We start from the raw sequence: 18,193 nt of genomic DNA on the forward strand, positions 1-18,193 counted from the left end.
CTTTGTTACAGTGACAAGAGTTGTCAGCCAGGGATGTCAGGCGTGATAAGGTGGAAAAGCTCGTGCATGTGAAAAATACTTTTTACACAACAACCATTACCGTCATCATTGTTTCATTGATCCTCTCGCTGTCGCTCGCCGTCCAAATAGCCACGTCCAGACAGCAGTCAATCCAGCAAATTAATACCAGCGTTGCTAACCTGAGCCATACCCTTGATGTCTACACCGAGGGGATCATGCGCCAGAGTGAAATGTTAATTACTACCGTTTCCGACATAATCGAAATTTATGGTATGACCCCGCAGCAGGCGATCAATATTCAGCACGTGATCAATAATCAGGATAACCTTCTTACCCAGATTAATAATGTGGTTGTTTACAACGCTCAGGGCGATATCTTCACCGCACTGCATGAAAGTTTTACCGGGTCACGCAAAGGCTCGGACAGAGAGTTTTTTATCTATCACAAAGAAAATAAAACTCAGCAGATTTTTATTGGGGAGCCGGTGGTAAGCAGAACCAATGGCAAATGGGTTATCACCATCAGTCGACGCCTTGAAACCGAGAGCGGGGCATTTAACGGAGTGGTGGTGGTGACGCTGGGTATCGAAAATTTTCTGGCACTCTACGGGCAGATTAATATCGGTCACTCGGGCGTCATCGGCTTAACGACGCAATCAGGCGTGCTGCTGGTCCGTTATCCCTTTAAAAATACTTATATCGGCACGATTGTTTCTGATTCACCGCTATTCAGGAAATATCTCAAGGTACAAAATTCGGGGATAGCCAGCTCCATCTCACGGTTTGATAAAATCGAGCGCATTTATGCCTACGAGAAAAACAGACGCTACGGACTGGTCACCACCGTGGCCGTTAGCATTAATGAAGCCCTTGCACCCTGGCGCAAACAGGCCATTCAGCTGGCGGTACTCATTTTCGTGTTCACGGCGATCCTCATTGTGGCGTCATACTTCCTGTATTCCGACCTGTCCCGAAAAACAAGGGATAACAAAGCGCTGAAGATTATTGCCTCAGAAGATGCGTTGACCGGGCTGTACAACCGCCGCTTCTTTGATGAAAAAATCCTCTCGGAAATCATTATGTGTGCTGAGCATGACGCACCGATTTCGATACTGATCGTAGACGTGGATTACTTCAAAAAATACAACGATAACTACGGTCATCCGGAAGGGGACCGGTGTCTGGCAATGCTCGGAAACAGCCTCAGGGAGAGCCTTACGCGTGATAATCAGATTGTGGCGCGATACGGCGGAGAAGAGTTTGCGCTGATATTGCCGGATACGGATATTCAGGATGCGCTCCGACTGGCCCAGACGATTATTCGCAATGTGTTTTCCCTGCAAATTGCGCATGCTTTTAGCCCCTTCGGACGGGTAACGGTCAGCGTCGGGATTTCTACCGCACGTGCCGTCGACATCGCTGGCAGCCAGCAAAATATCATTATTGCCGCTGACCAGGCGCTCTATCAGGCAAAGCGCGCAGGACGTAACCGTTACGCGTTTGTTGGGGTATGAGCAGAAAAAAAAGCCCACTCAGGAGTGGGCAAGAAATACTGGAAGCAATGTGAGCAATGTCGTACTGAATACCTGAGTATTTCGCTCAACTATTCAGTGTTGAGAAAGATAATCTTTCTCAACAAAAGATGCAACCCCACAGTTTATGTGGCACGCTCTTTTTGTTGATGAATAATCACTCACTCTCTCATTGTGACGCCTATCACAAATTTCCTTTCTGAAATCCTGTGCTATTCTTTTTTGTGTCGTTGATTTAATGACAAAAACCATACAGAGAGGAAAGTTATGGGAATTTTATCCTGGATTATCTTTGGGCTTATTGCGGGTATTCTGGCGAAGTGGATCATGCCGGGCAAAGATGGCGGTGGGTTTATCGTCACCGTAATACTGGGTATTGTCGGCGCAGTAGTCGGCGGCTGGATCAGTACGCTGTTCGGTTTTGGCAAAGTCGATGGCTTTAACTTCGGCAGTTTCGCCGTCGCGGTGATTGGTGCGCTGGTTGTTCTGTTTATCTACAGAAAAATCAAAAGCTAAGGCTTAAAAGCGTTGAAAAAAGGCTGCCAGATGGCGGCCTTTTTACGTATTGGCGTTTACCACCAGCCAAGCTGGGTGCCGGCAAACGCCGCGATGGCAACGATCAGCATAATGAGGGTCGTTTTTCTCATTTATGCCCCAGGCGCCGCGTAACCACCGACAAAAAACCACGCTAAAAAAATCACCGCCGTTATAAAAATAACGACCGGGAAGAGGATCCCTATTCTCATATCATCACCTGTTTCGGTTTTTGTAACGCCGTAGAGTGTACGGGGTTAATCCATAGTGAGAAAGCGTGTTTTGCTTTTTCCTTTCTTATCCTGATACATCGCGACATCCGCGTCGCGTAATGCGCTGTCAGGATCGGTTGCGGCAGGGTCCACTTCGATAACGCCGAGGCTGGCGCCCGGATAAATAATATGAACGCTGCCCAGCCAGTATTCGCCTGCGATACAGGCGCTGAGGCGCGTTTTGAGCAGCGTAACCTGCGCGTTATCTCCGTCCTCGTGGAGCTGGCTCAGCGATGCGACCAGAAATTCATCACCGCCCAGTCGGCCGATAATATCGTCCTCCTGTTTCTCTTCCGTCAAACGCTTGCCCACTTCTATCAGGAACTGGTCGCCAGCCTCATGGCCGTAACGATCGTTAATCAGTTTGAAATCATTCAGATCGATGAACGCGATGATGGCGTTACGCTTAAGGTGCCGGGCCAGAGAAAACAGCGTGGTCAGATCTTCAAAAATGGCGCGACGGTTGGGTAAACCGGTAAGGGCATCCGTGTAGGAGTGCGCGATGAGGGCCGCATTGGCTTCGCGAAGCTGGGTTACCAGCGACTCTTTCTGAATGGACTGGGCGATCAGCCCGGCGAAGAGCTTCAGAACCTGTTCCCCGCGCTCGCTAAGCGGCTTTCTGGCCGTGCTGGTGGCGCAGAGCGTACCGTAGAGTGAACCATCCGCAAGATGGACAGGAATACTCATGTAGGTCGTAATGCCAAGCGCTTTTGCGGCTTCACACTCGGGCCAACGTTCGGGTACGTCATTGCTGAATAACGTGTCACTGTCCAGCGCACGCTTGCACAGCGTCTCGTCCCATGGGACGCTCAGACCCTCCGGGATCGTCATCTGCTTGCTGTTGCGGGCGTAGAGGATGTGCTGCAGCCGCGCCTCGATATCGACCTTCGTCAGGTAGGTCGACTCCATGTCGGTGACAATCTCCAGCATCTCCAGCAGCTGGCGAACGAGGCTTTCAAGGGACTGCTCGGTGGCAAGGGTTTCTGAAACGCGAGCGAGGATAAGATCCGACATGACGTAGAATGACTCCCAGGCAGAAGACGTCTGCATCTGCATGTTATGCTGAGTTTTGAGGCTTCAGGCATAGTAAAACATGAATACAGAAAATTTAATATATGCAGGGAGAGGGCAGCATGCGTGAAAAAAAGCCCCGTTGTTGAGAACGGGGCAAAGACATCTTGATTACGGAATGATGTTCTCTGGTCATATCGAGAACATGCCACACTATAGTGCTGAAAAGTGCAGTTAAAATGGAGAAATCATGGAGAACGCGGCGATGACCCGTTACCCTTAGGGTGTAATGACGTCAAAAGGATCAATGAGATGAGATTTCTGCTTCTGGCGCTGGCGCTTCCCCTGACCGCCTGTACCGCAAAACCCACGCCACCCGATGCGCCGAAACCGCCGCACGTTATTGGTATGGCGAACCCGGCCTCCGTCTACTGCCTGGAGAAAGGCGGGGAACAGATCCCGGTTCAAAGCCCGCAGGGCGTTCGCACCGAGTGCAAATTACCGGGCGGGGAAGTGATCGATGAATGGACGCTCTATCGTCGCGATCGTCCGCAACCCACCAGGTGACAGACGGATACCGCCTGCGATACACTTCTCTTTAGGATTAATCTTAGCCAGTTTCTGGCATTCGTTTCCGCGAGAGAAGTATGTTTCAGCTAAAACCGGGCAGCATGGCGATGATCGTGGGTGCCCGCACGGCGTCAGGCCGTCGCAATATTGGTAAATCTGTTGAACTATTTGGCCTCTGCCAGCCTGGTCTGCGTTTTGTTAACCCGGTCAACGGCGTGATGACGCAATTACCGGCCACCGCAGATCGCGCGCTTTGGCTGGTGACGGGTGATGTCTACGCCTTTGACAACCAGCACGGCTTTGCGTTTGTACGCGCCGAACATCTGATGCCGCTCACCCCGGATGAAGCGCCGCAAATTCTGGATGAACTGACGATCGGCTGATCACAGATGACGCAGCCAGTCGGCTAAGATCAGGGCGTGATTTTGCTCCGTGTTTTTGGCAGCAAAGAGCAGGGTGACGGTCTGCCTGCGCGCCAGCGTCGCCAGACGCACTCCCTCGTTAGCATGCTGCGCAAGCTCTTCCCGATAGGCCTTACTGAAGGCGGTGAAATCAATGGTTTCGCTATGAAAGGCCTTGCGTAGTTCATTCGAGGGCGTGAGCGCTTTACACCATTCGTCATAAACGAGGTCCGTTTTTTTAACCCCGCGAGGCCAGAGCTTGTCCACCAGCACCCGATAGCCGTCGTCCGGAACTGCCTGTTCGTAAACGCGTTTGCACTGAATCATGATTTCACCCTCCCAATTTAAGGTATTGTGATAATTGCAAAAGATCGGTAGTCTGAGGTTCCTTATGTTATCTGATAATACTCTGGCATAAGGAACCTTTCATGGAACACCTCCCGGTTAAAACGACGCTGCGCATTGCGCTTGTTGGCGATTACAATCCCAATGTTATTGCGCATCAGGCGATCCCGCTGGCCATTGATGACGCCGCCGCAGTCCTTGACCTCACCGCCGATTACGACTGGCTGGCCACGACGGAGCTGACTAGCCCTGAAGATCTGGTGGGCTACGATGCCATCTGGCTGGTTCCTGCCAGCCCCTACAAAAACACCGAGGCCGCTTTTATCGCCGCGCGCTACGCCCGTGAAAACAGCATTCCGTTCCTGGGCACCTGCGGCGGGTTCCAGCATGCGCTGATTGAGTATGCCCGAAACGTGCTGGGCTGGGCCGATGCGGCACACGCTGAGACGGATACCGAAGGCACCATGGTGATTGCGCCGCTGACCTGCTCGCTGGTGGAAAAAACCGATGCGATTGAACTGCGCAAAAATACGCTGATCGCCAAAGCGTACGGCAAACCGGAAATTGAAGAGGGGTATCACTGTAACTATGGCGTGTCGCCGGCGTTTGCACAGGCGCTGGAAAGCGGTGATATGCATGTTACGGGCTGGGACGATCGGGGGGAAATTCGCGCCGCGGAGCTGGTTACGCACCCGTTCTTCGTGATCACCTTATTCCAGCACGAGCGTGCCGCGCTCGAAGGGCGTCCGGTCGTGCTGGTGCAGGCGATGCTGCGCGCCGCTCGCGGGTAAAAAAGGCAGACCCGAGGGTCTGCCACACTGTTTAACGGGGCGCGATCTCCCGGTCTCGCCCGGCTAAGATGCCGCAGAGGGCCATTATCACGGCGGCCAGGGCGCAGCCCAGAAGCGGGATTTGCCAGTCTCCCGCGCTATCGTGAATTTTCCCCATCAGCGGGGGACCGCAGGCGGCGAGCAGATAGCCAATCGACTGCGCCATGCCGGACAACGCCGCCGCCTGGTGTGCAGAACTGGCGCGCAGACCGATGAACGTCAGGCCGAGGATCATCGTTGCCCCTGTGCCAAAGCCAAACACCAGCGTCCACATCACCGCCATGCCCGGCATAAACCATAATCCCGCCGCGCTTATCGCGCACATCAGCGCCACCGCGCCTGCGATCGCCCGCTGGTCTTTCAGACGGTGAAGGATCAGCGGAACGGCGAGTCCCGGCACGGCCGTAGCCAGCTGCAACAGACCGTGCACCGAGCCGGCCTGCGCTTCGCTGTAGCCGTGGCTCAGCAGTATCGCCGGCAGCCAGCCGATGATGACGTAGTAAATCAGCGAGTTTATCCCCAAAAAGAGCGTGACCTGCCAGGCGAGGGCCGAGCGCCAGATCGCGCGGTTATGTAGCGCGCCTGCGGCCGTTACCGTTGCGACGTGTTTCTGACGCCACTGGGGCAGCCAGAGCAGCAGCGCGACCAGCGGAAACGCCATCAGCATCAGCAGCGCGCCATGCCAGCCGGCGCTACCCTGTGCCAGGGGAACGATCATTGCCGAACCGAACGCCGCCGAGACGCCCATCGTCAGGGAATAGGCGCCGGTGAGCTTCGCCACCTGGCCGGGAAAATCACGCTTAATTAATCCGGGTAACAGCACGTTCCCGAGCGCAATACCGCAGCCGACGATCGCCGTTCCGGTGAAAAGCAAAGCGGCGGAAGGCAGGGAGCGAACGGCAATCCCGACGCAAATCAGCAGCAGGGCGATAAACAGGCTGCGCTCCATGCCGATACGCCGGGCAACGCCCGCGGCGAGCGGCGAGACAATGGCGAAAGCCAGCAGGGGCAGGGTGGTCAGCAGACCGGTTTGCGCCGTACTTAAGCCATAATCAAGACGAATGGTATCGAGCAGCGGCGCTGCGCCGGTAAAGGTGACGCGAAGCGTAGTGGCAATCATCAGGATGCCTGCAACCAACAGCGCGCCGTGTTTTCCTGAGGTGCGAATAGCAGTAGTCATTATGTTCTCATACGTTCAAGCGAGCGCACACAATACCCATTTTATCAGCGGTTGAAATCAGGCTAAAATGACAGTTTATCGCTAATATCGGACAAACTGATGATTGGTCTGGGACTGGAAGGCTACGATCCAGATAGCCAGTACGATGCGGCCGTCGCATTTCGCATCCGCGTGGTGGCGGAGGAACAGTATATTCCCCGACATCATCACCGTAAGGGGCAGCTGATTCTGGCCCTCGGCGGCGCAATCACCTGTGAAGTGGAAAATGCGATGCTGATGGTTCCACCTCAGTATGCCGTCTGGATCCCCGGCCAGATGCCGCACAGCAACAGGGCCACGCCGGGCGCGCAGCTCTGCTTTTTGTTTATTGAGCCGGGGGCCGTCAGCCTGCCCGAGCGCTGCTGTACCCTGAAAATCTCCACCCTGGTGCGGGAGCTGATTTTATCGCTCGCGGAAAAATCTCGTGAACAGCTGCAGCTCGCGGCCACATCGCGTCTGGTGGACGTCCTGTTTGACGAGCTGCCGCTCCAGCGTCAGGAGCATCTGCAGCTGCCCGTCTCGCCCCATCCCAAAATTCGGCTGATGAGCGAGAAAATGGCGGAAGAGCCCGCCGCCTGGCAGACGCTGGCGCAGTGGGCGAGCCACTTCGCCATGAGCGAACGCAGCCTGGCGCGGCTGGTGGTGAAAGAGACCGGTTTAAGCTTTCGCCGCTGGCGTCACCAGCTGCAGCTGATTATGGCATTACAGCACCTGATCGGCGGGAAATCGGTACAGCAGGTGGCCCAGTCACTGGGCTATGACTCTACCACCGCGTTTATCACCATGTTCAGAAAAGGACTGGGCCAGACGCCAGCGCGTTATATGGCCAGCCTGACTACGACTTCCCGATAAACAGAGAGACAAGGCCTGCCGCAATCAGCGGGCCGACCGGTACGCCACGAAAGAGCGCCACGCCCAGCACGGTGCCCACCAGCAGACCCGCCACCAGCGAGGGCTGGCTGCTCATCAGCGTGACGCCGCGTCCCCCCAGCCACGAAACAAAAATCCCCACCGCGATCGCCACCAGCGATTTCCAGTTTACGAACGAGTGCAGCAGGGTTGATGCGGGCAGCGTGCCGCTGGCGATCGGCGCCATTACCCCAATGGTCAAGATAATGATCCCGATGGTGAGGCCTTGTTTTTCTATCCACGGGAAAAAGGTATTTAACGGGGTCACGCGTACAATAATCAGCACCAGAATCGAGATGGCGACGGTGGTGTTATGGCTGACAAAGCCGAGCGCGGCCAGTGCCAGAAGAATGAGCAGAGTAGGGTCAAACATAAGGAATCCTTGCCAGAAAAATTGTTCTGTTTACTGTACGCGCAAACGCGGCAGAGAAAAGGGTTAAAAAGATTTTGTCGTTGTCATAACCTTGTCATTTACGCGGATTAAAACGAAAGCAGATATCGCAAAAGGGTCGCCATCATGAACGATCACATGTTTGTTGAAACGCTGATTATCTCCTCATCGTTTTTCGCTATTGCCGCTATTCTCGTTGCCTCCGTGCTGTTTCTGGAACGAAAAGGCTGACAGGGCGTCAGCCATCGCAGTTACGCTTTATGGAAGGTGACAAGCTCAGGACGGGCGATGCGCAGGTAATCCTGGGTATCCATAATCACGGATTTCTCCAGCAGGCCGGCGTTAAACGCGATTTCGTCAAAACGCTCGAACAGCAGCGGGTCGGCAACCAGTGCCAAATCAGGATGGAAGCTAAAGGGCGGGATAGCGCCGAAAACGCAGGCGGTCAGGGCATCGACTTCCGCCGGGCTGGCGAGGGAGGCTTTTAGCCCGCCAAAATGGCTTGCAAGCTGGCTCAGGTCAGCCTGCAGATCGGCGGCGAGGATCGCCAGAACGTGTTTTTTTACGCCGTTTCCCTTCACCTTGCAGACCAGGGCTTTTGCGCCTTGCCGCAGGTCGGTCCCGCGAATTTCACTTACCGCTTCACATTTCCCGACCGCCTCGTGCTCCATGACGCGAAACCGCGCGCCCTGCTCGGTGAGTAAGGTAATCAGTTGCTGGTGGGTTCCTGCCCCAATAACGTCATCAGTCATAACGATTTCCCGGTGATAATCCAGTATGCAGCGTTCTACATTAGCACGGGATGAGCGGGGTCGAAAGAAAACAGCCAGCGGGCTCGCTGGCTGTTGGATTATGCGTTGCTGGTAGCAGACTGCTTGTGGAACAGCTCCCTGAACACCGGATAAATATCATCCTGGTCACGGATATGCTGCATGGCAAAATTGTCGAACATCGCCTGCAGATGCTCATATTCTCGCCACAGGGTCTGGTGCGCGCGGCGGGTGATTTCGATATAGCTGTAGTAACGCACCACAGGCAGAATTTTCTTCGCCAGAATCTCGTGACACAGCGGTGAGTCGTCGGCCCAGTTATCGCCGTCCGACGCCTGCGCAGCATAAATATTCCACTGCGCCGGGTCGTAGCGCTCTTTGACCACTTCATCCATCAGCTTCAGCGCGCTCGAGACGATGGTCCCCCCGGTTTCCTGAGAGTAGAAGAACTCATGTTCATTCACCTCCTTCGCCTGGGTGTGGTGGCGGATATAGACCACCTCCACGTTCTTATAGGTTCTGCTCAGGAAAAGGTAGAGCAAAATATAAAAACGCTTCGCCATATCCTTGGTTGCCTGGTCCATCGAGCCGGACACGTCCATCAGACAGAACATCACCGCCTGGCTGGAGGGCTCAGGGCGTTTTTCGTAGTTCTTGTAGCGCAGGTCAAAGGTGTCGATAAACGGGACCCGTTCGATCTTCGCCCTCAGCTCTGCAATCTCTTTACGCAGGCGCTCCTCTTCCAGCAGTTGCGCCGGTTCCGTGTTTTCCACCACCTTCAGGCTGCTCTCCAGCTCGCGCAGCTCGCGCCGTTTTCCTGCCGTCATGGCCGTGCGTCGCGCCAGCGAATTCTGCAGCGAACGTACGACGCTGATGTTGGCGGGTACGCCGTTGGCGGTGTAGCCCGCGCGGTGGGTTTTATATTCATTAAGCTGACGATGCTGATTCTTTTTCAGATTCGGCAGCGCCAGGTCTTCGAACAGCAGGTCGAGATATTCATCTTTTGAAATCTGGAAGACAAATTCGTCCTGACCTTCACCGTCCTGGCTGGCCTGTCCCTGACCGCTTCCTGAACCACCTCCGCCGCCCTGAGGGCGCTCAATTCTGTCGTTCTGAACGAAGTGGTCATTACCTGGGTGTACGCGATGGCGCAGGCCGCCTCGCCCCTGATGAAACATCGGTTCGCTGATGTCATCGGTGGGGATGGAGACAGACTCGCCGCTGTCGACGTCGGTCACCGAGCGTTTGTTGATGGCCTCGGAGATAGACTGTTTAATTTGCGCTTTATAACGACGCAAGAAGCGCTGGCGGTTCACCGTGCTCTTGTTTTTGCCGTTAAGACGCCGGTCAATAAACCAGGTCATATACCCCCCGTACTGCATTTGCCAACTTGCATTTTGTAGGCCCGGCAGGCTCTAAGCGCCGCCGGGCACTTGTTTTAAGACGATTTACGCACGCGCAGGTACCATTCGCAGAGCAGGCGCACCTGTTTGCGGGTGTAGCCTTTTTCCATCATACGGTCGACAAAATCGTCGTGTTTTTTCTGTTCATCGGTTGAGGTTTTGGCGTTAAACGAGATCACCGGCAGCAGCTCTTCGGTATTGGAGAACATTTTCTTCTCAATGACCGTGCGCAGCTTCTCGTAGCTGGTCCAGTTCGGATTGCGCCCGTTGTTATGCGCTCTGGCGCGCAGGACGAAGTTCACAATCTCATTACGGAAGTCTTTCGGGTTGCTGATCCCGGCAGGCTTCTCGATTTTTTCCAGCTCCGCGTTCAGGGATTCACGGTCAAACAGCTGGCCGGTATCCGGGTCGCGGTACTCCTGATCCTGGATCCAGAAGTCAGCGTAGGTGACGTAACGGTCAAAAATGTTCTGCCCGTACTCTGAATAGGATTCCAGGTAGGCCGTCTGGATCTCTTTGCCGATGAACTCGGCGTATTTCGGGATCAGGTAACCTTTCAGGAACTCAAGATAGCGTTCAGCCTGCTCCTGCGGGAACTGTTCGCGTTCAATTTGCTGCTCCAGCACGTAGAACAGATGAACCGGGTTGGCCGCCACTTCCGCATGGTCGAAGTTAAATACGCGGGAGAGGATCTTAAACGCGAAACGCGTGGACAGACCGTTCATCCCCTCATCAACCCCGGCATAGTCACGGTATTCCTGATACGATTTCGCTTTCGGATCGGTATCCTTCAGGCTCTCACCGTCATACACGCGCATTTTCGAGTAGATGCTGGAGTTTTCCGGCTCTTTCAGGCGCGAAAGGATGGAGAAGCGTGACAGCGTTTCCAGCGTGCCGGGCGCGCAGGGTGCATGCACCAGCTCACTGTGGTTAAGCAGTTTCTCGTAAATTTTGATCTCTTCGGAGATCCGCAGGCAGTAAGGCACCTTGACGATGTACACGCGGTCAAGGAAGGCCTCATTGTTTTTATTGTTACGGAAGGTCACCCATTCAGATTCGTTCGAGTGGGCGAGAATAATCCCGTTAAACGGCAGGGCGGAGATACCTTCCGTCCCGTTGTAGTTGCCTTCCTGGGTAGCCGTCAGCAGCGGATGCAGCACTTTAATCGGTGCTTTAAACATCTCGACGAATTCCATAATCCCCTGGTTAGCCCGGCAGAGCGCGCCTGAGTAACCGTAGGCATCCGGGTCGTTTTGCGCGAAGTTTTCCAGCTTACGGATGTCAACTTTACCCACCAGCGCCGAGATATCCTGGTTGTTCTCATCACCGGGTTCAGTTTTGGCGATGGCGATCTGTTCAAGGATAGATGGCCAGACCTTCACCACGCGGAATTTGGTTATGTCGCCACCAAACTCGTGCAGGCGTTTTGCCGCCCACGGCGACATGATGGTGCCGAGATAGCGACGCGGGATGCCATACTCTTTGTCCAGAATCTGCGCATCTTCCTGCGGATTGAACAGGCACAGCGGATGGTCATTCACCGGGCTGCGCTCGCCGTTGGCGCTCAGCACATAGATAGGCACGCGCTGCATCAGCGACTTCAGGCGTTCCGCCAGCGAGGATTTACCGCCGCCCACGGGGCCGAGTAAATAGAGGATCTGTTTCTTCTCTTCCAGACCCTGAGCGGCATGTTTCAGATAGGAGACAATCTGTTCGATGGCATCTTCCATACCATAGAACTCTTCAAACGCCGGATATCGGGCGACCACCCGATTCGAAAAGAGACGGGAAAGCCGGGGTTCCAGGGCAGTGTCAACCATGTTTGGCTCACCAATAGCCATCAATAGCCGTTCTGCCGCATTGGCATAGGCACTGCGATCTTGCCGACAGATGGTAAGAAACTCCTGCAGTGTGAACTCTTCGTCCTTGGCAGCTTCATAGCGCTGGCGATAGTGATCGAATATATTCATGGCATGCCGTCCTTTCGTTTTTTAGCACAGGATAAGAGCCGTTCGTATGAGTAGTGGAGGCTCCCGGAAGAGAATCTCTCGCACCTCACTGCCAGAGCAGCAACCTGTGTGCCAGGTCAGACGCTAAGAACCGCAGGTGTTCAGGAAAACTCTTCTTAAATTAAAGCGTAGATGGCATTTGCAAAACTTGCATGCCCACAAAATCTACTTTCAATGACATATCAATAACTCATCCAAAAATTTCCACTGTCGTTATAAGACAAATGCACGTTTTTCATTCAGCGGTCATATAAATGAAAGCGTGTTGTCATCTGAAAAGTTAAAAATAACGGGTTAATCAGACTGATTAGCAGGCAAAAAATTTTGGGATGTACGGGAATGGCGGTTACACTTCACCCGCTGATTATTTGACTACAGGAAAGAATGGATTGTGACCAAACTCAAACTTCTGGCATTAGGCATCCTTGCCGCGACCGCAGTAAGCACCGCACAGGCGGAAAGTCAGTGGACGCTTGGCGCGGGTGTTGGCGTCATTAACAGCCCGTACAAACAGTATGACCGTGATGTGTATCCTGTTCCGGTTATCACCTATGAAGGGGATAACGTCTGGTTCCGCGGGCTCGGCGGCGGCTACTATCTCTGGAACGACAAGGCCGATAAGCTCTCCATCATGGCCTACTACGACCCAACGCACTTCAAGCCGGGTGACAGTGATAGCCACGCGCTTCGCCAGCTCGACAAGCGTAAAAGCTCGATGATGGCCGGCCTCTCATACGTGCATAACACCCAGTATGGCTTCCTGCGTACGGCCCTGGCGGGCGACACGCTGGATAACAGCAACGGCTTTATCTGGGACCTGGCGTGGCTGTACCGCTATACCAACGGTGGGCTGACTCTGACGCCGGGTATTGGTGTGCAGTACAACAGCGAGAACTACAACGACTATTACTACGGCGTCTCTAAAAACGAGTCCCGCCGCAGTGGTCTGAAAAGTTATAGTGCAGATGACGGCTGGGATCCTTACCTGGAGCTGACAGCGAGCTACAACTTCCTTGGCGACTGGAGCGTGTACGGTACCGGCCGCTACGAGCGTCTGAGCGACGAAGTGAAGGATAGCCCGATGGTCGATAAGTCCTGGGCAGGCATCTTCTCTGTGGGTGTGAGCTACAAGTTCTGATTGTGCATTAATTTAGTGCAATCTATGCATCAAAACGGGGCGCTTGCGCCCCGTTTGCTTTAGCGTGGTGCAGAGAAATTATCGCTTCACAATGCGAATCGTCTGCCCTAAACGAGACGGCTTTTCTTCACTCGCTTTCTGCGGGGTGGTCACACAGGCTGTTTCCACGCAGACAAACGTTTTATAACCCTCATCCGTCATGTCGGCCATGCTGACGGACAGCGCAGGACCCGGGTTCCAGCCCACCACGTCGCTGTGATGATGGTGGACCACTTCAATGCCGCGGTTCAGGGCAGCGTCGTGGATCACGCTGCACGCTTCCGGGTGCAGGTAGACGCGGTCGGTACGGTCAGGGAATGCCTGAACGCCGTCGCTCAGTTTGCCTTCTTTCGCGTTATCGACTTTATCGATATAGGTATCGCCCAGACCGCTCACCTTCACTGCGCTGATATCACCCACGTTGAAATAGGTGTGCAGGGCAGAGGTGGTCTCGAACTCGCCGTGAGCTTCCAGTTCGATTTCGCAGGTTTTACCCAGCTTGAAGCGGGCATACAGGGTGAAATCGTGCGGCCACAGGGCGCGGGTTTCATCATTAGCCTGCAGCTCAAAGGTCAGCACGGCGCCGTTATCGTCTTCGTTGTGCGCTTTCAGGGTCCACTGCTGGTTACGGGCAAAACCGTGAGAAGGCAAACCCTGCTGGGCTGACGGGCCGAACCACGGCCAGCAGATAGGCACGCCACCGCGGATCGCAGCCCCTTTTTTGAAGGAGGTCGCATCGCTCAGCCACAAACCTTCGGCTTCGCCTTCCGGTTTCCAGGAGAGCAGGTGAGCGCCATTCAGCGCCACGGACGCTTTAACACGCGGATGGTCAACGACGATGATATCAGCACCGTCAATCTGACGGCGGGAGAGCACAGGGGTAAGCTGTTCGACTACCGGAAGTGCAAAAATTTTATTAATCATTAAGCAATCCTCTGTCTTATAAATAAAAAAAGGCGACCGAAGTCGCCTTTTTGGATCAAGCACTCATCTCAACTTATTTGGAGATGTGAGCGATCAGGTCCAGTACTTTGTTAGAGTAGCCAGTTTCGTTGTCGTACCAGGAAACCAGTTTAACGAAGTTGTCGTTCAGTGCGATACCTGCTTTAGCATCGAACACGGAAGTGCACACTTCGCCGTTGAAGTCGGTAGAAACAACGTCGTCTTCGGTGTAGCCCAGAACGCCTTTCATTGCGCCTTCGGAAGCAGCTTTGATTGCTTTCTTAATTTCTTCATAAGAAGCAGCTTTTTCCAGACGAACGGTCAGGTCAACAACAGATACGTTTGGAGTTGGAACGCGGAACGCCATACCAGTCAGTTTGCCATTCAGTTCTGGCAGTACTTTACCTACAGCTTTAGCAGCACCGGTAGAGGATGGGATGATGTTCTGAGCCGCGCCACGGCCGCCGCGCCAGTCTTTGTGAGACGGGCCATCAACGGTTTTCTGAGTAGCGGTGGTCGCGTGAACGGTAGTCATCAGACCTTCGATGATGCCGAAGTTGTCGTTGATAACTTTAGCCAGCGGTGCCAGGCAGTTGGTGGTGCAGGATGCGTTAGAGACGATATCCTGGCCAGCGTAAGTTTCGAAGTTTGCACCACGAACGAACATTGGGGTGTTGTCTTTGGAAGGACCAGTCAGAACAACTTTTTTCGCACCAGCGGTGATGTGTTTACGCGCAGTTTCGTCGGTCAGGAAGATACCGGTTGCTTCAGCAACAACGTCAACACCGATTTCGTTCCATTTCAGGTTAGCTGGGTCTTTTTCAGCAGTAACGCGGATGGTTTTGCCATTAACAACCAGGTGGCCGTCTTTCACTTCAACGGTGCCGTCGAAACGACCGTGAGTTGAGTCGTACTTCAGCATGTACGCCATGTATTCAGCGTCCAGGAGATCGTTGATACCAACGATTTCGATGTCAGAACGTTTCTGAGCAGCACGGAAAACAATACGGCCGATACGGCCAAAACCGTTGATACCTACTTTGATAGTCATATATTCCACCAGCTATTTGTTAGTGAATAAAAGGTTGCCTGTAAAATTACAAAAACCTTACGCAGCGTCAAGCGGAATCGTGTCAATCATTGCGACAAATCAATCCTGTGACTAACGTTTGTGCGACTGACTCGCCTCACTTTCCCTTTGAGCTTGCACTCATATGGGGGCTGCGCCGGGATTTTAAAGTCCTCGCAGGATAAAAATGTGAACGTGATCACAATTGCCTGACCGCTTATTCGCGACACATAAGTTTAGATCAAAAGTGCACGCAAGGGTGTTAATGTTTTGTTAGAATCCGGGTTGAAAGATGTCTGTTTCTACAGCGAGATGTAAGCATATGTCGAACCAACGTAACCCTGACGATTTGAAAAAAAACCTCACAGAAATGCAGTTTTACGTGACGCAGAATCACGGAACGGAACCGCCGTTCACCGGGCGTTTACTGCACAACAAGCGGGACGGCGTCTACCACTGCCTGGTCTGTGATGCCCCGCTGTTTAATTCACAAACGAAATTTGATTCTGGCTGCGGCTGGCCGAGTTTCTATGAGCCGGTGAGCGATGAGGCAATCCGCTATCTGACCGACTCGTCGCACGGCATGGTGCGTACGGAAATTCGCTGCGGCAACTGCGACGCGCACCTTGGGCACGTTTTCCCGGATGGACCTCAGCCTACCGGCGAGCGTTTCTGCGTAAATTCAGCCTCAATGAGCTTCACCGATGATGAAAACGGTGACCAGATTAAGGGTTGAAAAAACGATTCAGCAAATTATTCCTTTGAAAGGGCGCGAGTGTGAATATTGATGACATGATTAGCGGCATGACGCCGGAGATTTATCAGCGTCTGGTGACCGCCGTGGAGCTTGGAAAATGGCCCGACGGCGTTGCGCTGACGCCGGAGCAAAAAGAGAACAGTTTGCAGCTGGTGATGCTGTGGCAGGCGCGCAACAACACCGACGCACAGCACATGACGATCGACACCAAAGGCCAGATGGTGATGAAGAGCAAGCGCGAGCTGAAAGAGGACTTCGGTATCACGCCGAAGCCGATTGCGACGATTAAAATGCAATAATGGTGCGGGTTGATGCCCTCTCCCACAGGGAGAGGGCGTAAAAGACTATGCCTGCGTTTCCAGCCAGTCTTCGAGCGTATACAGGGTTGCGCCTTCCGCAGCCATAACCATAAACGCCTGAGCGCTGTCCTGTGGTTGAATGTTCACCCCGCGGCAGCCGTCGGTGATGACGCTGACGGTGTAGCCAAGCTGAAGCGCATCCAGCACGGTGAACTTCACGCAGTAGTCCGTCGCCAGGCCCAGTACGATCAGCTCCGTGATTTCGTGGTGACGCAACCAGGCGTCCAGCGCCGTTTTCTGGCGATGCCCGTTATCAAAAAACGCGCTATAGCTGTCGATAGCCGGGTTTTCACCTTTATGGAACACCGCATCGATGGCCTTTTGATTCAGAAGCGGATGCAGCGCCGCGCCTTCCGTTTGCTGTACGCAGTGATCCGGCCAGAAAGTTTGCGCCAGCCCGTCGAGTTCACCCCGGGTGAAGGGCTCGACATTGTGCTGGCTGGCAAAGCTGCCGTGATTTGCCGGGTGCCAGTCCTGGCTTGCGACAACCGCTTCACCACGGGCTTTGCACCAGTCAATGAGCTTGTTGGCCACGTCAACGGTGCTGTCACCTTCGGCGACGGCCAGCGCACCGCCCGCGCAGAAATCATTTTGCAAATCGACCAGTAGCAGGGCGCGTTGCTTCATGAGACCTCCTTATTCGTCCGGGGTCAGTTCGCCGCGCAGGTTTTGCATCATCGCGCTGCGAATGGACTGAATGTCCAGATCCTGACTCAGTAAATAGTGAAGTTTAGTCAGCGTTGCCTCAACGGTCATATCGAAGCCGCTGATCACACCCGCATGCGCCAGCGCGTTGCCGGTGGCATAGCCCCCCATATTCACTTTACCGGACATACACTGGGTCAGGTTCACTACCACAATTCCGCGCTCGCTGGCTTCCTGAAGCTCTTTCAGGAACTCGCCGTTCTGCGGCGCATTGCCAACGCCGTAGGAGCGCAGGATAAGCGCTTTCACCGGCTGGCGCAGAAAGTTACGCACCACGTCCGCAGAGATACCCGGATAAATGGTCACCACGCCAATCGGTTGCGGGGTAATCGGATGCACAATCAGCTCGCCCGCGGTGTTCGGCGCAGGAGGGGTTCCCAGACGACGGATATGAATCCCGGCCTCCAGCAGCGGCTGCAGGTTGGGTGAGGCAAAGGCGTCAAAGCCGTCGGCGTGGGCTTTGGTGGTGCGGTTCCCGCGATACAGACGGTTGTTAAAGAACAGCGACACTTCGTTAATCGGGTAATTCGCCGCCACGTACAGGGAGTTCAACAGGTTGATCTGCCCGTCCGAGCGCAGCTCCGCCAGCGGAATTTGCGACCCGGTGACGATAACCGGCTTGCTCAGGTTCTCCAGCATGAAGGAGAGCGCCGAGGCGGTAAACGCCATGGTGTCGGTGCCGTGCAGGATCACGAAGCCGTCGTAATGGTCGTAATGGGCTTTAATATCATCCGCGATGTGCTGCCAGTCTTCCGGCGTCATGTCAGAGGAGTCCATCAGCGGCTCGTATTCGTGGATGGTAAAGTCAGGCATTTCCGGACGGTGGAATTCGGGCATCAGCGCAAGCTGACGCTGCAGGTGGCCGGAGACGGGGATATAGCCGTTTTCGGAGCGCTGCATACCGATGGTACCGCCAGTGTAGGCTACATAAATCGATTTCTTCTGCATGGTAGTGAATTCTTGTTCT

At 54.2% G+C, this 18,193-nt stretch carries 22 protein-coding genes; 10 read left to right on the top strand and 12 right to left on the bottom strand.

Annotation, left to right across the window (positions count from 1 at the left end; genetic code table 11):
* Positions 1 to 62: 62 nt before the first annotated feature.
* Positions 63 to 1,535 carry a sensor domain-containing diguanylate cyclase gene (locus tag ELK40_RS09180; RefSeq protein ID WP_127732763.1) on the top strand — a complete coding sequence of 491 codons (1,473 nt, stop codon included), beginning with the start codon at positions 63 to 65 and terminating at the stop codon, positions 1,533 to 1,535.
* Positions 1,536 to 1,820: 285 nt separating this feature from the next.
* Complete coding sequence (locus tag ELK40_RS09185; RefSeq protein WP_008500746.1) at positions 1,821 to 2,069, top strand: GlsB/YeaQ/YmgE family stress response membrane protein; 249 nt, start codon at positions 1,821 to 1,823, stop codon at positions 2,067 to 2,069.
* A gap of 131 nt (positions 2,070 to 2,200) precedes the next feature.
* Here ELK40_RS09185 and ELK40_RS09190 read toward each other — a convergent pair whose 3' ends face one another.
* Entirely contained in the window at positions 2,201 to 2,299 is a 99-nt protein-coding gene (locus tag ELK40_RS09190) for a YoaK family small membrane protein (protein ID WP_029739841.1), read from the bottom strand.
* Positions 2,300 to 2,344: 45 nt separating this feature from the next.
* On the bottom strand, positions 2,345 to 3,373 hold the full coding sequence (locus ELK40_RS09195) for a sensor domain-containing diguanylate cyclase (protein ID WP_127732765.1): 1,029 nt from the start codon (positions 3,371 to 3,373) through the stop codon (positions 2,345 to 2,347).
* Between the two features lie 309 nt (positions 3,374 to 3,682).
* Here ELK40_RS09195 and ELK40_RS09200 point away from each other — a divergent pair, with 309 nt between their 5' ends.
* Together ELK40_RS09200 and ELK40_RS09205 are read left to right on the top strand one after the other, a co-directional pair.
* Entirely contained in the window at positions 3,683 to 3,937 is a 255-nt protein-coding gene (locus ELK40_RS09200; RefSeq protein ID WP_111965569.1) for a DUF333 domain-containing protein, read from the top strand.
* A gap of 80 nt (positions 3,938 to 4,017) precedes the next feature.
* Positions 4,018 to 4,323, top strand: a complete 306-nt coding sequence (locus tag ELK40_RS09205) for a periplasmic protein (RefSeq protein WP_045401563.1) — start codon at positions 4,018 to 4,020, stop codon at positions 4,321 to 4,323.
* On the opposite strand, the gene ELK40_RS09210 is transcribed toward ELK40_RS09205, so the two are convergent.
* Positions 4,324 to 4,668, bottom strand: a complete 345-nt coding sequence (locus tag ELK40_RS09210) for a DUF488 domain-containing protein (RefSeq protein ID WP_115874786.1) — start codon at positions 4,666 to 4,668, stop codon at positions 4,324 to 4,326.
* A gap of 101 nt (positions 4,669 to 4,769) precedes the next feature.
* On the opposite strand from ELK40_RS09210, the gene ELK40_RS09215 reads away from it, so the two are divergent.
* Positions 4,770 to 5,477, top strand: coding sequence for a CTP synthase (locus ELK40_RS09215; RefSeq protein WP_127730432.1), 708 nt, complete (start codon positions 4,770 to 4,772; stop codon positions 5,475 to 5,477).
* Between the two features lie 31 nt (positions 5,478 to 5,508).
* Here the strand turns inward: ELK40_RS09215 and ELK40_RS09220 are convergent, their stop codons facing one another.
* A complete protein-coding gene (locus tag ELK40_RS09220) occupies positions 5,509 to 6,696 on the bottom strand; it encodes a CynX/NimT family MFS transporter (RefSeq protein ID WP_115874788.1) in 1,188 nt (395 codons plus the stop codon).
* A 99-nt stretch (positions 6,697 to 6,795) separates the two neighbouring features.
* Here ELK40_RS09220 and ELK40_RS09225 point away from each other — a divergent pair, with 99 nt between their 5' ends.
* Positions 6,796 to 7,587: a helix-turn-helix transcriptional regulator gene (locus ELK40_RS09225; RefSeq protein ID WP_127730434.1), complete on the top strand. Its 792-nt coding sequence runs from the start codon at positions 6,796 to 6,798 to the stop codon at positions 7,585 to 7,587.
* On the opposite strand, the gene ELK40_RS09230 is transcribed toward ELK40_RS09225, so the two are convergent.
* On the bottom strand, positions 7,571 to 8,017 hold the full coding sequence (locus ELK40_RS09230) for a DUF441 domain-containing protein (protein ID WP_024908579.1): 447 nt from the start codon (positions 8,015 to 8,017) through the stop codon (positions 7,571 to 7,573). The genes ELK40_RS09225 and ELK40_RS09230 overlap by 17 nt on opposite strands.
* A gap of 144 nt (positions 8,018 to 8,161) precedes the next feature.
* Here ELK40_RS09230 and yoaI point away from each other — a divergent pair, with 144 nt between their 5' ends.
* Complete coding sequence (gene yoaI, locus ELK40_RS09235; RefSeq protein WP_111965575.1) at positions 8,162 to 8,266, top strand: small membrane protein YoaI; 105 nt, start codon at positions 8,162 to 8,164, stop codon at positions 8,264 to 8,266.
* Between the two features lie 20 nt (positions 8,267 to 8,286).
* Here the strand turns inward: yoaI and ELK40_RS09240 are convergent, their stop codons facing one another.
* From ELK40_RS09240 to yeaG, 3 genes are all read right to left on the bottom strand, one after another.
* A complete protein-coding gene (locus ELK40_RS09240; RefSeq protein ID WP_111965576.1) occupies positions 8,287 to 8,787 on the bottom strand; it encodes a YbaK/prolyl-tRNA synthetase associated domain-containing protein in 501 nt (166 codons plus the stop codon).
* A gap of 98 nt (positions 8,788 to 8,885) precedes the next feature.
* A complete protein-coding gene (locus ELK40_RS09245) occupies positions 8,886 to 10,169 on the bottom strand; it encodes a YeaH/YhbH family protein (protein WP_127730435.1) in 1,284 nt (427 codons plus the stop codon).
* Between the two features lie 74 nt (positions 10,170 to 10,243).
* Positions 10,244 to 12,178 carry a protein kinase YeaG gene (yeaG, locus tag ELK40_RS09250; protein WP_008500713.1) on the bottom strand — a complete coding sequence of 645 codons (1,935 nt, stop codon included), beginning with the start codon at positions 12,176 to 12,178 and terminating at the stop codon, positions 10,244 to 10,246.
* A 430-nt stretch (positions 12,179 to 12,608) separates the two neighbouring features.
* On the opposite strand from yeaG, the gene ELK40_RS09255 reads away from it, so the two are divergent.
* Positions 12,609 to 13,355 (top strand): MipA/OmpV family protein, encoded by a 747-nt coding sequence (locus ELK40_RS09255; protein ID WP_115874791.1) that lies wholly within the window; start codon positions 12,609 to 12,611, stop codon positions 13,353 to 13,355.
* A gap of 78 nt (positions 13,356 to 13,433) precedes the next feature.
* Here the strand turns inward: ELK40_RS09255 and ELK40_RS09260 are convergent, their stop codons facing one another.
* Both ELK40_RS09260 and gapA read right to left on the bottom strand, forming a co-directional pair.
* Positions 13,434 to 14,318 carry a D-hexose-6-phosphate mutarotase gene (locus ELK40_RS09260; RefSeq protein WP_127730437.1) on the bottom strand — a complete coding sequence of 295 codons (885 nt, stop codon included), beginning with the start codon at positions 14,316 to 14,318 and terminating at the stop codon, positions 13,434 to 13,436.
* Between the two features lie 73 nt (positions 14,319 to 14,391).
* Positions 14,392 to 15,387 carry a glyceraldehyde-3-phosphate dehydrogenase gene (gapA, locus tag ELK40_RS09265; protein WP_014831506.1) on the bottom strand — a complete coding sequence of 332 codons (996 nt, stop codon included), beginning with the start codon at positions 15,385 to 15,387 and terminating at the stop codon, positions 14,392 to 14,394.
* 340 nt (positions 15,388 to 15,727) lie between these two features.
* On the opposite strand from gapA, the gene msrB reads away from it, so the two are divergent.
* Positions 15,728 to 16,141 carry a peptide-methionine (R)-S-oxide reductase MsrB gene (msrB, locus tag ELK40_RS09270; protein ID WP_008500710.1) on the top strand — a complete coding sequence of 138 codons (414 nt, stop codon included), beginning with the start codon at positions 15,728 to 15,730 and terminating at the stop codon, positions 16,139 to 16,141.
* Positions 16,142 to 16,182: 41 nt separating this feature from the next.
* Positions 16,183 to 16,461: a YeaC family protein gene (locus ELK40_RS09275; RefSeq protein WP_111965579.1), complete on the top strand. Its 279-nt coding sequence runs from the start codon at positions 16,183 to 16,185 to the stop codon at positions 16,459 to 16,461.
* 45 nt (positions 16,462 to 16,506) lie between these two features.
* Here ELK40_RS09275 and pncA read toward each other — a convergent pair whose 3' ends face one another.
* Together pncA and ansA are read right to left on the bottom strand one after the other, a co-directional pair.
* Complete coding sequence (gene pncA / locus ELK40_RS09280; protein WP_127730439.1) at positions 16,507 to 17,148, bottom strand: bifunctional nicotinamidase/pyrazinamidase; 642 nt, start codon at positions 17,146 to 17,148, stop codon at positions 16,507 to 16,509.
* 9 nt (positions 17,149 to 17,157) lie between these two features.
* Positions 17,158 to 18,174 carry an asparaginase gene (ansA, locus tag ELK40_RS09285; RefSeq protein WP_127730441.1) on the bottom strand — a complete coding sequence of 339 codons (1,017 nt, stop codon included), beginning with the start codon at positions 18,172 to 18,174 and terminating at the stop codon, positions 17,158 to 17,160.
* Positions 18,175 to 18,193 lie beyond the last annotated feature (19 nt).

Source organism: Enterobacter sp. N18-03635 (assembly GCF_004006055.1).
GTDB lineage: Bacteria > Pseudomonadota > Gammaproteobacteria > Enterobacterales > Enterobacteriaceae > Enterobacter > Enterobacter vonholyi.

Bases quoted from the DNA above. Each gene is read 5' to 3' on its own strand.
- yeaG (WP_008500713.1), bottom strand. From the start codon at position 12,178: ATGAATATATTCGATCACTATCGCCAGCGCTATGAAGCTGCCAAGGAC.
- msrB (WP_008500710.1), top strand. From the start codon at position 15,728: ATGTCGAACCAACGTAACCCTGACGATTTGAAAAAAAACCTCACAGAA.
- yoaI (WP_111965575.1), top strand. From the start codon at position 8,162: ATGAACGATCACATGTTTGTTGAAACGCTGATTATCTCCTCATCGTTT.
- ELK40_RS09230 (WP_024908579.1), bottom strand. From the start codon at position 8,017: ATGTTTGACCCTACTCTGCTCATTCTTCTGGCACTGGCCGCGCTCGGC.
- ELK40_RS09210 (WP_115874786.1), bottom strand. From the start codon at position 4,668: ATGATTCAGTGCAAACGCGTTTACGAACAGGCAGTTCCGGACGACGGC.
- ELK40_RS09205 (WP_045401563.1), top strand. From the start codon at position 4,018: ATGTTTCAGCTAAAACCGGGCAGCATGGCGATGATCGTGGGTGCCCGC.
- ELK40_RS09245 (WP_127730435.1), bottom strand. From the start codon at position 10,169: ATGACCTGGTTTATTGACCGGCGTCTTAACGGCAAAAACAAGAGCACG.
- ELK40_RS09220 (WP_115874788.1), bottom strand. From the start codon at position 6,696: ATGACTACTGCTATTCGCACCTCAGGAAAACACGGCGCGCTGTTGGTT.
- ELK40_RS09185 (WP_008500746.1), top strand. From the start codon at position 1,821: ATGGGAATTTTATCCTGGATTATCTTTGGGCTTATTGCGGGTATTCTG.
- ELK40_RS09200 (WP_111965569.1), top strand. From the start codon at position 3,683: ATGAGATTTCTGCTTCTGGCGCTGGCGCTTCCCCTGACCGCCTGTACC.
- ELK40_RS09190 (WP_029739841.1), bottom strand. From the start codon at position 2,299: ATGAGAATAGGGATCCTCTTCCCGGTCGTTATTTTTATAACGGCGGTG.
- ansA (WP_127730441.1), bottom strand. From the start codon at position 18,174: ATGCAGAAGAAATCGATTTATGTAGCCTACACTGGCGGTACCATCGGT.
- ELK40_RS09260 (WP_127730437.1), bottom strand. From the start codon at position 14,318: ATGATTAATAAAATTTTTGCACTTCCGGTAGTCGAACAGCTTACCCCT.
- gapA (WP_014831506.1), bottom strand. From the start codon at position 15,387: ATGACTATCAAAGTAGGTATCAACGGTTTTGGCCGTATCGGCCGTATT.
- pncA (WP_127730439.1), bottom strand. From the start codon at position 17,148: ATGAAGCAACGCGCCCTGCTACTGGTCGATTTGCAAAATGATTTCTGC.
- ELK40_RS09215 (WP_127730432.1), top strand. From the start codon at position 4,770: ATGGAACACCTCCCGGTTAAAACGACGCTGCGCATTGCGCTTGTTGGC.
- ELK40_RS09195 (WP_127732765.1), bottom strand. From the start codon at position 3,373: ATGTCGGATCTTATCCTCGCTCGCGTTTCAGAAACCCTTGCCACCGAG.
- ELK40_RS09225 (WP_127730434.1), top strand. From the start codon at position 6,796: ATGATTGGTCTGGGACTGGAAGGCTACGATCCAGATAGCCAGTACGAT.
- ELK40_RS09240 (WP_111965576.1), bottom strand. From the start codon at position 8,787: ATGACTGATGACGTTATTGGGGCAGGAACCCACCAGCAACTGATTACC.